The sequence below is a fragment of the Rhodopirellula sp. UBA1907 genome, assembly GCF_002337565.1.
Taxonomy (GTDB): domain Bacteria; phylum Planctomycetota; class Planctomycetia; order Pirellulales; family Pirellulaceae; genus Rhodopirellula; species Rhodopirellula europaea.
The window spans coordinates 33,032-47,284 of sequence record NZ_DDGH01000080.1; the positions used below are offsets into that span (position 1 = coordinate 33,032).

Below are 14,253 nucleotides of genomic sequence, written 5' to 3' on the forward strand. Positions count from 1 at the left end.
AGCATCAAACCCAAACCCGCCACGCTGATCAGGACGGGATAGCTGATCTTTTTGAAAATTCGTTTTCGCAGTGCAACCTTGCGTTCGACTTGCTCACAGACTCTCAGAAGAGCCATTTCCAATGAGCCGCTGCGCTCGCCCAATCGGACTTGCTGGACTTGCATCTTGTGGAACGTTCTTGGATAGCGAGCCATTGCGTCGCTGATGGATCCACCCGCCATGATGGTGCTTCGCATCCGCATCAAAACGCTGCTGTACTTGCGATTGGAATTGTCCATCGCAAGTGAGCCGAGTGCCTTTGGCAACGTCAAGCCGTTTTGAAGCAACATCAGCAGCAACCGCATTAGCTGCGCCAGTGGCACCGGAGGTATACGAGTCGACTCGCATCCTTTTGGAACACCTCGCTTGGGACCTCCCACCTCGATCGAGTTGAGCTTTCGCAGAAAGCCCATCACACCGCCGGAGGATGTCGCGTTGGTTGTGCTAGCAGGGAATGACATTGGGTTGCACCAAGGCAGAGTACAAAAGCAAAATTCGATTGGGTCGCCACGATCGGATCAGCGACGGAGGAGTTGCGATGAACGGGAAACTAGGCGATGGCACTTGGAACAGGTTGATCGACCGATCGTCGCCCGCCGACCATCGACGTTGAATTGTTGCTGCGTCGGTCGCCACTGGTCTTGAAATACACTTCTTCGAGTGATGTCTTGCCCGCGATGGCGGCTTCCAAACCGGCGCGACGAAGTGGCACCATGCCGGCAGCGTGAGCCATCTCTTCGAGTTGCGAATTCGGCACGCCGGCTTCAATTGCGGCGGTGATGTCTGAATTGAGTGGCATGATTTCGAAGATCGGCACCCGACCGGCGAATCCAGTTCCGAGACACCGTTTGCAACCGGCACCACGAACAAACGTGGTGTCTCGCGGCACGTGATGCTCAGGATCGAGAGCGTCCAACAGATTCAAGTTGGCGGGTGCGTCGACCTTGCAGTTTTCGCAAACACAGCGAAGTAATCGTTGAGCAACGCTGCCCAACAACGAACCGGCGATCTTGAAGTTGTCGACGCCGAGATCGGCCAATCGCTGCACCGCACCAACGGCATCGTTGGTGTGCAACGTGCTGATCACCAAGTGCCCCGTTAAAGCGGCTTGGACCGCGGTGGTCGCTGTTTCGCAATCGCGAATTTCACCCAACATGATCACGTCGGGGTCTTGTCGCATGATGTACTTCAGTGCGTTGGCGAATCCCATTCCGAATTCGTTGTCACTTTGAACTTGGTTGATTCCCGGCAAGCGATATTCCACCGGGTCTTCGACCGTAACGATATTGCGATCATCGTCGTTGAGGTGCTGCAGAGCGGCGTACAACGTCGTGCTCTTGCCACTACCTGTTGGCCCCGTGACCACAAACATTCCGTGCGGTTTGTCGATCACTCGACGAATCGTTTCGTAGTCACGTTGAGGCATTCCGATGCCGGCCAAGTCGAATGTTTGCCCACCCTCATCAAGCAGACGCAGCACCAACTTTTGACCGTCGACGGTTGGGATGCCGCTGATACGAAAGCCCACTCGTTTGCCGTTTTCATACACCGTCAGGTGACCATCTTGCGGACGACGATTTTCGGTCGTGTCCATGTCACCCATGACCTTGATACGGCTGATGACGGAATCCTCGATATGGTTGGGGATCGTCATCACCACCTGCAATTCGCCATCGACTCGATAACGAACCCGCATTTCGGGTTTGTGTGGTTCGAGGTGAATGTCGCTGGCACCGGCTGACACCGCACCCGAAAGAATCGCTTGAACCAGCTTGACCACCGGCGCGTCTTCTTGGCTGACCGCGGACATTGCCAGTTCATCTTCTTCGGTGACTTCACCCGACTCTTCCATCTCGGCAAACTTCATGTCGACAATGGTTTGACGAGCAAAAGCACGATCGTCGTAGATGCGGTTGAGCAAATCGCGAACATCGTCTTCCAGGGCCACGACGGGCCGGATTTTGTAGCCGGTCATCAATTCGGCTTCGGCAATGGTTTCGATATCGTCGGGCGCGACCATCGCGAGTGTCAGCATTCGGTCGCTGACGTCAATCGCCACAGAGGCTTGTGAACGAGCGAAGTCTTCAGGCAGCAGACGTGCGACTTGTGGATTGACGCTGGAGAAATCGATGTCGACGAACGGCACCGAAAATTGTTCTGACAACGCAGCACCCAACTGCGCATTGCTGATCAAAGATTGCCGCACCAACCAATCGCCGATCATCACTCCGCGTGGTTTTCCCGCGAAGGCAGCGTCCATTTGTTCGTTGGTCAGAATGTTCAATTCGACCAAAATGTCGCCAATGCGTTTCATCGTGCGAGTCCGTCGTGAAGACTAAGAAATGGAATGGAAGTGAATGGGTGGTTGAGTAGCCAAGTCAGCCGATCAAACGGTTTCTGCGTGAGAAGGCAACAAACGTTGAACCTTCTCTTCGAGCACGGTCGGATCAAATGGAGTGATCAAGTAGTCCTGGGCCCCGGCCAAGTAAGCTCGCCGGACCATCTCCAGACTGGGGTCGAGCGAGAACACAAGTGCGGGGACTTGGTCGGCTTTGAATTCCAAACGCAATTCGGTCAGCCATTCCAACCCGTCGCCCTCGGGCAACTTGGTATCCAGGATCAGCAAATCGATTGGCTCGTGACGCAAGCGATCGAGCGCTTCGGCACCGCTACTGACAACTTCCAATCGATATCCCAGCAGTTCCAAACGGAACGTTGCGAGCTCGGCCAAAACCAGCTCGGGCTCGACCATCAGAAGTTTGGCTTGATTGGTTTCAAACATGGATTCACGCAAGGATTGCGATACAAAAGGACAGCTACCGTTTGAAAGGTAGGTCACCAATCGCGCGATGTTGAAAAAACACCTCATCCGGCTTGTGAATGCCGCGTCCGCGCATCAGCAACCCGCGTGCAGCGAAACGACTATCCGCGCAAACGTCAGCACCGTTGCAATCGGAATCGTTGACGGCTGCCAGCTAGGCATCGCGGCAAAGCGAACGCATCGATGGAAGCGTCACGCGTCACGATTGTGCTGATGAACACGCAAGCCGAACGTGGCAGCTACGGAAGAGGGCTTCTCGCGCTGCGTCAGCAAATGAAGTGGAACGCACAGAGACCGCGTGTCACCGCGTTGCGTTCAAGATTGCAGATGCGTTGAAGATCGCATGTAGAAACGACAAGAACCGTCGACGTTATCCGCCAGACGGTTCAGTCCAACTGGACAGGTCCATTCGAGACCGGACGAGTCCATCAAAGAGAGATTGTTGCGAAGACGATCAGTCTTCCCACTCTTCTTCCTCTTCATCGAGGTCGTCTTCTTCATCTTCGTCGTCCCAATCTTCGTCGGCTTCATCGTCGTCGACTTCTTCCCAGTCGTCGGTGCCGTCGAGATCGTCGTCGTCATCATCGGAGTCGTCTAGGTCTTCATCGTCCTCGTCGTCGTCTTCATCCTCGTCATCGTCTTCGTCGTCGCTGTCCTCGTCGTCATCATCCCAGTCGTCGTCGTCGAAGTCATCATCTTCTTCGTCGTCGAGCTCGTAGCCGTTCTCATACAGATCGTCTTCTTCGTCTTCGATCACGGCCGAAGGATCGTTCGACGATGCAGCATCCGCGTCGGATGCGGGTGCATCCAAAACGGCCACGGCACCGGACTGATCGGCGTCGAGAGAAGCGGTGAATTCAGTGGCGAGAGTTTCGATCGCGGCGACACTCACGTCAGACTCCTTGGTGGGGTGCAAATGCTCGGTTTCTGAAGGATTTGTATCCGAAGTTTCAGAGTCCGAAGATTCACGACGAGGATGGGATTCAGTTTGAGAGGGATCTCTCGAGTTCAATTCGTCGGCAGTCAAATCGTCGGCAATGTTTTCAACCTCGCCGTCGGCAGATTGAGAAACATCATCGCAGGATGCGTGCCAGTCAATCGGCGGAAGCGACTTTATCGATGCCAATCCGCAGATTTTTAAAAAACGTTTGGTGGTCCCGTAAAGGTAGGGCCGCCCAAGCTCTTCACTGCGACCGCTGATCCGGACCAAATCCAGTTGCATCAACTGTCGCAGAATTTCTCCGCACGCGACACCACGCACGGCTTCAACATCCGCTCGCGTGACGTCTTGGCGGTAGGCCACCACGGCGAGCGTTTCCATCATCGGCCAACTCAACCGGATCGCTGGAGCCAAAAAACCAAGTCGGCGCAGCCATGGTGCCACGACCGACCGCGTCATCATCCGCTGGCCGCCGGCGACCTGTTCAATTCGGATCCCACGCCCCAAACTCTCATAGAGTTCGTTCAGCTCCCCCACCAACGTTCGCGCGGAGGTCGCATCTTCCACATCGGCGAGCGCCGCCAAACGTCGGTAATTCAGCGGTGATTTCGCGATCAGCAGCACCGCTTCGATCCTCGCTCGAGCCGCCGCACGGTCCTCTGGGTCAAAGGATTCCCCGGTGTCCGAGTTGGTCGATTCGCGCCCGTCGACGGGCTCATCGGTTTGTGCTGAATCGATTCCCGGCGTCGCTACATCATCCGAACCGGCCACCTGATGTGGGTTGTCGTGGTTGGATTGCGAGCCCGTTGAGAGCGAATTGGCCGCCATCAAGCGATTTCGGGCGGCCGAGGAACGCTGCTTCGGCGTCAGTTGCCCCTGCGTCGGAGCCGACCAAGATTCCGCCACCGAGGCCGGTCGCATCGCGTTGGCAATCGTCCGACCGCTGGCCCAAGGTGTGGCGTACCCATTCATCTTTGTTACGCTTGGAAAAAAGGGGCTTCGGGACGAACGATGACGAGTCGCGAACCTACCAAACCGTTTGTTTGACGTCTGCCGGGATATTTCAACGATGTCAGCGACCTCCGCCACGCCGTCCTCAGGGTCCTCCGCCGCCCAATCGCCCCAGTCCAAGCGGCCGCGAAAGCGTCTTGCGACCGGCTACCGAATCCTGCTGATTTCGCTTTCTTCGTTGATCGTCGCCGGACTGCTGTTCGTCGCGATCCGGATGTTTGGCTACGTGGAAGGAACCGAGTTCGCCCCCAAACACTTCCAAACCCGCCGGTTTTCGTTTTACGAAATCCCGCTGGTCCATTGGCAAATCACGCCGATCCGCCGAGTCAGCACGACCCCCGAGACGGCTCGATACCTCACCCAATCGAAGACATTGGTCATGCCCAACAGCGTCCCAACTCGGTGGGATCTGGTTGAAATCAAGCACGGTGTGCAGTCGCTCGAGCCGCGAGATCCTGCGTTGCTGGTCGATCATCTTCGTTTGATGGAGGACGGGACCGCGGTTTGGAAGCAGTGGAGCAAGAAAAATCCCAAGCTCGCCAAACAGCTCTGGCCCACGATCGACAAATTGGCCGATCGCGAGCTTTACATCCTGATCCCGCGATTGATGGAATTGACGCGTGATGTCGAGGATGTCGCCACCTTGAAAACCGTCGTGGCGGATTACTTGGCGGAAGAATACGTCAGCCTGATCCGCGACATGCGAGACGCCAAGCGGGATGAATTGGCCGATGCGTTGCTCGCCGAAGCTCTCGAAGAATCGCCCAACAACCCCGAACTGCAATCCTTGAAGAAAGATCGCCAAACAGCCGATCCTGTTGGACAAACATGATCTATCTCGACAACAACGCGACGACCGCCATCGATCCCGCGGTCGCTCGTGTTTTGGCAGAGGCTTTCTCGCAAACGCCCGCCAACGCGTCCAGCCAACACCGTCTCGGCCAGCAAACTCGGTCCCGCCTGGAAGCCGCGACGGATCTGATCGGCCGTTGCCTGGGAAGCGACCTGTCCCGCGTCCACGCGCCGCGGTTGCTGATCACCAGCGGTGGCACCGAATCAAACAACCTGGCCATCTCGGGATTGGGCGAGCCCGACGGTGCGATCGTGCTCAGCCGAATCGAACACCCCAGCGTCCTCGCCGCCGCTGCCGCCGAAGAGCAATCCGGTCGCCAGGTGGACTGGGTCGATGTCGATGCCGACGGAGTCATCCTGCTGGAATCCCTGCGACGCACGCTGGATCGCCTCACCGAATCAGGCAAGTCACCGGAACGGGTCTCGGTCGTTTCGATCATGTCCGCAAACAACGAAACCGGCGTGATCCAGCCAATCCAAGCTGCCGCCGACGTCTGCCGCGAATTTCGCGTTCCACTGCATGTCGATGCGACTCAGTCGATCGGAAAGGTCCCGGTCGACCTAACCGCCTGGGGAGTCACCGCCGCGACGATCACGCCACACAAGCTGCATGGGCCCACGGGAGTCGGATTTCTGTGGCTGGATGCCGGCGTGGACGTTCGGGCCGCTCTGCGTGGCGGCGAGCAGCAATTGGGGACGCGTCCGGGCACGGAACCCGTCGCTCTCGTCATTGCCGCCGCCGAAGCCATCCGGCTCGCATGTGAGCAGCAACCCAGCGCGGCCGAGCACATGACGGCGTTGCGGGACAAACTGGAATCCGAGCTGGTCCGTCGACACCCAAGTTTGGTGATTCATGGCGAGCGGGCCCCACGCTTGCCATCAACGACGTGTTTGTCGCTGCCGGGCGCCGATCGGCAAAGTTTGCTCATGTCGCTGGATATGGCCGGGGTGGCCTGCAGCAGCGGATCGGCGTGCAGCAGCGGAAGCAGCCCGCCCAGCCATGTTCTGCTGGCGATGGGAGCGTCCAAAGCACTGGTGGATTCGGCGTTGCGGTTCAGCGTTTCGCGGTTTTCCACGGCAGCCGAAATTGACCGGGCGATTGAGCTGATTTCTCGACAATTTTCGAAGGCAGAAGGCTTTTCAACTGTGGATAACTGGGTTGAAAAAGGATAGCAGTGAACGACTGTTCCATTTAGAGTGGAGCTGGGTGATCAGATTCGACCGGACGAACGGCATCGAATTGGATCCTGTTTGACCGCCTCACGCGTCATCCCTTCGTGTTCCACTCGTTCACTGCCATTTGCTGTGGTCGCTTCGCCTCCCAACGTCAACTCCTTCGCGCTCGAACGTCCGTCGCTTCGTCGACGCCGTCGCGATAGCGAAGTCGTTCGGCCGATCATCCCGCTGTTTTATTGCGGTGATGAAAATCGGTTGGCGGGCTACGTTTGCGAAAACCCCATCGAGACATTGCTGGAAATTTCCCGGCCAATGTTGCTGGTCGGCCAACCGGGAACGGGCAAAACCGCACTCGCGTTGCACCTGTCCAAACGGATGAGCATCAGCAACGTTTGGGAAGCGATGGAAATGGACAAAGACACCGAGCAAGGTGGACCGTCCGGTGTGACCTCGCGAGTCCTTTCCAGCCGAGTGCTCTACCAACCGGCCATCGACTTCGCTCGCGAATTTGCATCTTCGATTGATTCGAAAGACATGCCTCGGTTTCGTGAAAAGCTGGACACGGTCCCGATCCTGGTCCTGGATGATTTGCATTTAATCGCCGACAAAGGCCCCGCTCAAGAAGAATTGGCCCAACGTTTGGAAGCTCGCGACGCGGAAGGGCGTTTGACGATCGTCACGTGTCGACGATTGCCGTCGGAAGTTCGCGGGCTGCGACCGGCGTTGGTCAGCCGTACGCTTCCCGGCCTGACGGTGACGCTGCATCCGCCCGCTGGCGATACACGACGCACGATCCTTCGCGAATTGATGCTGGCTCATTTGCCCGATGTCGAGCCGGAGGCACTGTCATTGCTCGATGCGGGATTGCCGGCGGAATCGACCGTTCGCGCTTTTGAATCGGCGATCAAGCAAGTCGCGTTGTGGTGCCGGATGCACGAACAACCGATTTGCGCCGATGCGGTCCAGTCGGCAATCGAAACCGCCGGCGGCACGCAGTCGATTTCGATCAAAGCGATCACCACCGCCGTGGCTCGGCAATTGGGAGTGAAGTCGGCCGACATGCGAAGCGGGTCTCGACGCCAAAACATCGTTCGCGCCCGTTCGCTGGCAATGTGGTTGGCCCGCCGATTGACCGAAGACAGCCTGACTCAAATTGGCGATGCCTTCGGCGGCCGAGATCACTCGACGGTCTTGCACGCGATTCGCAAAATTGACGGGTCGCTCGACGACGATGTTTTGCTGCGACGTTCCGCTGATCAAATCATGGAAAAGCTTTCCAACTGATTGAACTGCTGGACTCGCCTGGATGACCGTACGATGGACTTCCAAGTCAGTCGGTACAAACAGTTTTCGACGGACTTGGAAGTCCATCGTACCCGAAGCCTAACCGTGAATTGGCCAGATCGATTCGGCGGTGATGCGGAACGTTTGCTCCGACAAAGGATGCGATTGGCGGCGGGAATCTTCCGCGACCGTCCGAGCCAACTGCTCTCGCAAATCGGCGGGAAGCTGAGCTGACCAAGCGATCAAGAAATCTCGATTGGGCACTCCCACGATCGCGGCGGGCTCCATGTCCGGATCATCCGACTCGTCGCTCAATTCCTGAATCAAACGTTCGCGAATTTGCGGCAACAAGACGCGTGCGGCGTCGTACCCATCGCCGGACTGAATCGCGATGAACTTGGGCGGTCCTTCGACGATGCCCATGGGACACTCCAGCGAATCGGCCAGCAAGTTTTCCTTTGCGACCTCGATCAGATCCACCACCGATTGGCCCCAACGCTCGGCATCTTCGGGACGAATGTAGGCATACCCGTGAGGCGAATCGACCACGACGCTGCTTGTCACGTCACTGGCAAAGGGGAACGTGATCGCTTTGCGTAACGCCTCGATGTCACTGCGGCATAACTGCACACGCAATCGAGGTTTGGCCTCTTCCCATGTCTCGGGTAACACCTTGTCGGCGGTCCGAACCATTTCCAGCATTCGCTCGAACGTGACGCGAACGGTTTCCTCCAATTCTTCATCGGTGAAACCTGCCTGCTGATGTTGAGCAAGCAAATTCGAAAGCCCAAACTGCAACTCGCCGCAGGTGAGCACACCGAGTTCCTCCCCCGCCCGAAACCCTTCGGTGGGAAAGTGACGTTTCAATATTTCGAGCACACGCTGACTGAACGATTCCAAATCCATCGTCAGCCTCAGCGTTGGTAGATCGGGAGAAACCCACGATCGATCTGCAGCATGATCAGGTTGCACGCGGTCACATAGACCGGATGAATTTGTCCCTCCCACGATCCGTCCGGCTTTTGTTCCGCTGCGATTCGGTCGTACAACCGATCGCGGAACGGCAACCACAATTCGTCGCCTTGCCGATAAACGACTTGGCTGTAGTACAGATACGTGTAGTGCCAGTGTCCAAACGCACGCGCCCCGTTGTTGATGTCGTGCAGCGTTTCTTTGCTGTACTTCAACATGTCTGGCACATGTTCGCTGTCGTAGTCACCGGCGTTGTACAAAGCCGCCAAAGCCGCCGCGGTGATTGCCGGACGACTGCTGCCGGTTTGTCGACTGCTGTAACTGATGCCGCCATCGGGATTCTTGCAGCGATAGATGTACTCCTTTGCTTTGTCGATCACTTCGCCACTGACCGGAATTCCCGCGTTGCGACATCCGCGTAAACCTTGGACCTGCGTGATCGTCGTGCTGCCTTCGTCAAAGTCATTGCCTTCTTTGGCCGACACATAACCCCAACCTCCGGCCTCGGTTTGGGCATTGCCGCTGAACTCAACCGCTTTGGCCAACACATCGACCAATTCTTCGCGGCGATCGAGCAACCCTTCCTCGCCAAGAACCTGAGACAGGAACAGCATCGAGAAGCCGTGCCCGTAGGTGTATCGCGAATCGGTTTGGGGATCGCCAATCAATCCGTTGCTTCGCGACTTGCTGATCAGGAAATCCGATGCGCGGGCGATTTGGCGAGCGAAGGGTCCCTGGGTCGTCGTGCTGCCGCTGCCGATCAGAGCCGTGCCTGACAAAGCCGCCATGGCCGTCGGGTAGACGGTGGTGTTCCACTGGCCACGGGACGATTGCTTGCTGCTGAGCCACTCCAGGCCACGCTGGATGGCCTCTTCCCACTTCGCTCGGCTGGCGGCGTGGGCGGGGCGTGCGGAGGCGGTTCCGGCGGCAATCGCGGCTCCTCCAGCCAAACCGGCTCGCAGAAATCGGCGTCGATCAATCATGTTGGACTTCAATGTCTTACCCGTGTGTTTCGTGTGCATGTTCCCATTGTGCCCCATCGTCGACCGTGCGTCACGCCGGATTCGTTTCTCGCGTGGAACTCGCGTGACACTCCTGGGGACAATTGGAACCCCGCCGGCGGGAAACTCTCCCAAACCTTTTTCTCGAATCATGTCAAGGTTTTCCGGTTCTTCCGCCGATAACGATTCTGTCACCGATTTCAGGCAGACGGGCTCTCGTTGCGTGAGCCGTTCGGTCCGAAAACCTTACGCGTTGGGGCGTACAACGATGGAAAACAAGATGAACACGCAGTGGATCACACGCGGAACGATCGGCACTTTGGCTTTCGCAGCCCTGTTGGCGACCAACACCGGATGCCAGGTTTCGCTCAACGGCCAAACCCTTCCGAGCCCACACTATTTGCAGGATGATGTGCAGTACTTCCCGGCCGGTCCGGAGTTCAAACTGTCCCGCGAAGCAGCCGCATTGCAAGCGGCTCGTGCGGAAGAAAAACGAAACCAACGCTAAGCAGGCTCGCCCATGGCTCCCAATCGCACGTCGCACCAAGAAAAGATCATCCGGAACTATTATCAGAACCGGGATGCCATTGGATTGCAGAAAGCTCAAGAAGCCGTCACGGAGCTTTACTTGAGCGAGGGAAAGAAACGGGCGACCGTCTGGAAGCGTTTGTGCAGCCACCTGGAAAAGGTCGGTGTCCCCGAAGCTCGCATCGAAGAACTGCGTGAATCGGACGATCCCGCCGCCGTGGCCGCTCTGCTGGAAAAGATCGCCAAATAAAGGTCGCCAAATAGCGTTCCCGCTGGCCGACCTCACGTGGCCGAGGCATTGTGTCTGGGTTTGAACTGTGCCTGGGTTTGAACTGTGCCTGGGTTTGAATCGTGCCTGGGTTCGAATCGCCCGAAACCAACGTTTGGGTGGAGGAAAACCGCCAGCCGACTCAAGCGGCGAAGGTTGATTTTCCGAACCGGTTTTCAATCGCCATGAACCGCTCGCGCCAACGCAGCCGAGCGAACCAGCTCGGGCGAGTTAAGTTGGGATCATCCGCCGGCACACGATGTGTCTTTCCACGAGTCGTTCGCATGGTCAGAGTGCCATCGGCGTGGACTTCGTCGACCATCCAAAATTTCTGGACGACGTAGTTGTAGGTTTCGCCCTTCAAGTTGGGCTTCACACTCGACGCTCGCGGCCCCGGAACCTTGCTGCGTTTGCTCTTGCGATAGATCGCCCAATCACCGGGCTTCCACGCGGTATCGGTGGCTGACGAGACAGCCTCGGCATGGATCAAAACCGAACCATCCACCGCGGAAGCAGTCCGATTCTGTGCCGCGGGCGAGTGCAAAACGCCTCGACGCAGTGATCGCAAGTTCGCCAAGAATTTTTCGGTCATGATGGGATCCCATCGCTGCAAAGGGGTTCGGATACAAGAGACAACGACGACCTGCGCATGATCGCTGTCTTGAGAATCGCCGACATTGGCCCGTCCTTTTTCTGCAAAAGACGCGCCAAACAAACATCAACCAAGGGTCAATAGTTTAGTCACGATAGGCAAAAACGCAGTGTTTTCGGCACCGACTACGAAGAAGTTCTCAAGAAGTTTCCCAGCGAATTGCTAGCAAACGCGCCAGTACCAGAAGCCCAAATGCGGTCGCCATCAGCACAGTCAGCTGCGGTTGCAAAGCACTCGGCGGCAGCTCACGCCAAAAGACTTTGTCATAACCATCCAGTGCCCAGGCATTGAAAGTCCACAGCCCGGCCTCTCGCAACCCTTCGCTCATCACGTACCTCGGCACCATCGACCCGCCGAGCGCACTCATCGTCAGCACAGCCACAACGGACAAACCATTCAGCTGGCCACGAGTCTTGCACAACGTTGCCAAGAATAAACCAAACGAGGCCGCCGCGGCGGATGTGACCAACGTCATCATCACGAAACCGTCCAGGTTGCCGAGCAAATCCAGTCCAAAGACCAATTGAGCCCACACGAACATCACCGTGACTTGCACACACCCGAGCAGCGTCAAATAGAACCACTTGCCGAGCAACAAATGATCCATCGTCATTTGAGTCGACAGCAATCGTTCCAGCGTTTGATTCTCACGCTCCTCCAGCAACACGCCACCACCGCTGGTCGCGCCAAACAACAAAAACATCACCGCGATGCCCGCCGCATAAACGCTGATGACCGGGTTGGTTTTGTTCTCACCCATCACGTTGACGACCTTCACTTCCGGCGGCGCCATCAACGATTCCGCTGAAGAACGATCCGCTGTCGCCGCTGCGTCTTCCCCGCTCACTGCTTCACTGGCCGCGGCTTCACTGGTCGCGGCTTCAATGGGCACAGAGTCGCTGGCCGCGGTTCGGATGGCCTCGCTTGGAAGCGGTTGCTCAAACCGGGCCTGTTTCACGCCGGCTGTACCATCTTCGCTCGAGGTGACCGGCATCGCGCCACCGGGTCGCGGACCGCCTTGTGCAACATTGGCTCGCATCTGCTCCGTTTTTGCCATCAACATCGCTCGCATCACCAATGCCGAAACCACTTGGCTGGCGACTTGGTCGGATGCGTCGTTGAGCAATTCCGCGGACAACTCTTCGCCGTCTTCACTCAATACGATTGCAATCGTTGCGGATCCGCGGCGAACCAAGTCTTCACCCGCCGCCCGATCCAAAGCCGGATTCTCGTCGCTATCCTGAACCAGCCTCAGGCCTTCGCTCTCACGAAGAGTCAAAATCACTTCGTCGCACTGAAGCGAAGCCAACGATGTGAAGCCTGAATCTGCCTCGACAGCACCTGAGACATCACGGATCAACGCCACCTTCACCCGCGGGGTCCCGCCCACTCCGCGAGAGAAAATCAACGCAAAGATACTGAAGAACGCGATCGGCACCACAAACGTCAGCAACCACTCGATGCGGTTGTGACGCAGGCGACGCAAGTGAATTTCAATGACTTTCCAGACCATGTTCAATCCCGCAGTGCATGGCCGGTCAAATGGAGAAACACATGGTGCAAAGTCGGTGACTGGACCTCGACATCCTGCACGCCATAGCCCGCCTGACTGAGAGCGTCGATCAATCGAGGCAATCCCATTGCGACCTCCACCATCTTCGTCGTCACAACTGGTTCGCCTGGCCGGGCGGTCACGTTCAATCCCGTCACCGCCAACGGTTCATTCCCGTGTCCACGCAGTGGTTGATCCAATCGAACGGTCACCTCGCGGTCGCCACCGATCGTTTGCCGAACCAGCTCTTCAAACGTACCCGTCGCAACGACCTTGCCGTGATCGACAATCACGATCCGATCACACTGACTTTCGGCTTCGTCCAAGTGATGTGTCGTCAACAAAACCGAGGTTCCTTCCGCATTCAATTCCGCCAACATCGCAAAGATCCGCTGGCGACTTTGAGGGTCGACCCCCACGGTGGGCTCATCCAGCAACAGCACCTCGGGTTCGTGCAAAACGCCACATGCCAAATTGACTCTACGTTTCATGCCACCCGAAAACGTGCCAACCAAATCGTTGGCTCGATCGGCCAGCCCGGTCCACTGCAATCCCCACTGAATCTTGTCTCGCAATACTCGCCCGCGCAGTCCGTGAAACCGACCGAACGCGGCCAAGTTCTCCGTCGTGGTCAGGTCTTCATACAAAGCGATCTCTTGTGGTACCAATCCCAACGAATCGCGAACAAACGCGGCATCGATTGGTTCGCCGAGCATGGTGATTCTGCCCGAATCCGGCTTGGCTCTTCCCGACAAACAACGAATCATCGTCGTCTTCCCGGCTCCATTTGGCCCCAGATACGCCAATCGCTCGCCACGTCGAAGATCGAACGACACCCCGCTGAGCGCGGCGTGATCCTTCCCACCGCGACGATACGACTTCATCAATCGATCGACCGAGATGGCCGCGGTGTCGGCGGCTGCCATGGGCTGCGGCGGGGCGGGAGCGGACAAAGTTCCTGTTTCCCAGCGGGAGGTGAATGCCAATCGCGATGCAAAAAACAGCATCGCCGATCCATCCTAGCCAATTCGATCAACGCCCCGAAACGCCAAACTGGATGCCCGGGCCACTCACCGCCGCAGAGGTCGTGCAGTTTTCTGATACCGCTTTTCGGCAAATTTTCACATGACGTACCTCTCCCGAAACGAAGTTTGGGG

At 57.3% G+C, this 14,253-nt stretch carries 14 protein-coding genes; 5 read left to right on the forward strand and 9 right to left on the reverse strand.

The features are described from left to right. The 4 genes from B2R17_RS17100 to scpB all read right to left on the reverse strand — a co-directional run. A partial coding sequence (locus B2R17_RS17100) for a type II secretion system F family protein (RefSeq protein ID WP_286764940.1) occupies positions 1-500 on the reverse strand: 500 nt, incomplete at its 3' end. Between the two features lie 89 nt (positions 501-589). Beyond that, entirely contained in the window at positions 590-2,353 is a 1,764-nt protein-coding gene (locus tag B2R17_RS17105; RefSeq protein ID WP_008656065.1) for a GspE/PulE family protein, read from the reverse strand. Between the two features lie 72 nt (positions 2,354-2,425). Next, positions 2,426-2,821, reverse strand: coding sequence for a response regulator (locus tag B2R17_RS17110; protein ID WP_007325583.1), 396 nt, complete (start codon positions 2,819-2,821; stop codon positions 2,426-2,428). Between the two features lie 493 nt (positions 2,822-3,314). Next, on the reverse strand, positions 3,315-4,772 hold the full coding sequence (gene scpB / locus B2R17_RS17115) for an SMC-Scp complex subunit ScpB (protein WP_008669597.1): 1,458 nt from the start codon (positions 4,770-4,772) through the stop codon (positions 3,315-3,317). A 97-nt stretch (positions 4,773-4,869) separates the two neighbouring features. Between scpB and B2R17_RS17120 the strand changes: the two genes are divergently transcribed. The 3 genes from B2R17_RS17120 (at position 4,870) to B2R17_RS17130 (ending at position 8,123) form a co-directional block, all read left to right on the forward strand. Continuing rightward, entirely contained in the window at positions 4,870-5,643 is a 774-nt protein-coding gene (locus B2R17_RS17120; protein WP_286764941.1) for a hypothetical protein, read from the forward strand. Continuing rightward, positions 5,640-6,836 carry a cysteine desulfurase family protein gene (locus B2R17_RS17125; RefSeq protein ID WP_286764942.1) on the forward strand — a complete coding sequence of 399 codons (1,197 nt, stop codon included), beginning with the start codon at positions 5,640-5,642 and terminating at the stop codon, positions 6,834-6,836. The genes B2R17_RS17120 and B2R17_RS17125 overlap by 4 nt, the downstream gene beginning before the upstream one ends. A gap of 78 nt (positions 6,837-6,914) precedes the next feature. After that, positions 6,915-8,123 (forward strand): helix-turn-helix domain-containing protein, encoded by a 1,209-nt coding sequence (locus B2R17_RS17130; protein ID WP_236618073.1) that lies wholly within the window; start codon positions 6,915-6,917, stop codon positions 8,121-8,123. A gap of 99 nt (positions 8,124-8,222) precedes the next feature. Here B2R17_RS17130 and B2R17_RS17135 read toward each other — a convergent pair whose 3' ends face one another. Together B2R17_RS17135 and B2R17_RS17140 are read right to left on the reverse strand one after the other, a co-directional pair. After that, a complete protein-coding gene (locus tag B2R17_RS17135; protein ID WP_286764943.1) occupies positions 8,223-9,029 on the reverse strand; it encodes a hypothetical protein in 807 nt (268 codons plus the stop codon). Positions 9,030-9,037: 8 nt separating this feature from the next. After that, the gene (locus B2R17_RS17140; protein WP_339888726.1) at positions 9,038-10,291 is read right to left on the reverse strand and encodes a prenyltransferase/squalene oxidase repeat-containing protein; all 1,254 of its coding nucleotides are present in this window, start codon (positions 10,289-10,291) and stop codon (positions 9,038-9,040) included. Between the two features lie 73 nt (positions 10,292-10,364). Here B2R17_RS17140 and B2R17_RS17145 point away from each other — a divergent pair, with 73 nt between their 5' ends. Together B2R17_RS17145 and B2R17_RS17150 are read left to right on the forward strand one after the other, a co-directional pair. Beyond that, positions 10,365-10,604, forward strand: coding sequence for a hypothetical protein (locus B2R17_RS17145; RefSeq protein ID WP_008656080.1), 240 nt, complete (start codon positions 10,365-10,367; stop codon positions 10,602-10,604). A 12-nt stretch (positions 10,605-10,616) separates the two neighbouring features. Next, complete coding sequence (locus B2R17_RS17150; RefSeq protein WP_007333356.1) at positions 10,617-10,874, forward strand: hypothetical protein; 258 nt, start codon at positions 10,617-10,619, stop codon at positions 10,872-10,874. Between the two features lie 160 nt (positions 10,875-11,034). Here B2R17_RS17150 and B2R17_RS17155 read toward each other — a convergent pair whose 3' ends face one another. The 3 genes from B2R17_RS17155 to B2R17_RS17165 all read right to left on the reverse strand — a co-directional run bounded on the left by B2R17_RS17155 (position 11,035) and on the right by B2R17_RS17165 (position 14,103). Further along, the gene (locus B2R17_RS17155; protein WP_008669588.1) at positions 11,035-11,484 is read right to left on the reverse strand and encodes a hypothetical protein; all 450 of its coding nucleotides are present in this window, start codon (positions 11,482-11,484) and stop codon (positions 11,035-11,037) included. A gap of 199 nt (positions 11,485-11,683) precedes the next feature. Then, positions 11,684-13,057, reverse strand: a complete 1,374-nt coding sequence (locus B2R17_RS17160; RefSeq protein ID WP_286764945.1) for an ABC transporter permease — start codon at positions 13,055-13,057, stop codon at positions 11,684-11,686. A 2-nt stretch (positions 13,058-13,059) separates the two neighbouring features. Then, positions 13,060-14,103 (reverse strand): ABC transporter ATP-binding protein, encoded by a 1,044-nt coding sequence (locus tag B2R17_RS17165; protein WP_286764946.1) that lies wholly within the window; start codon positions 14,101-14,103, stop codon positions 13,060-13,062. Positions 14,104-14,253: the final 150 nt, after the last annotated feature.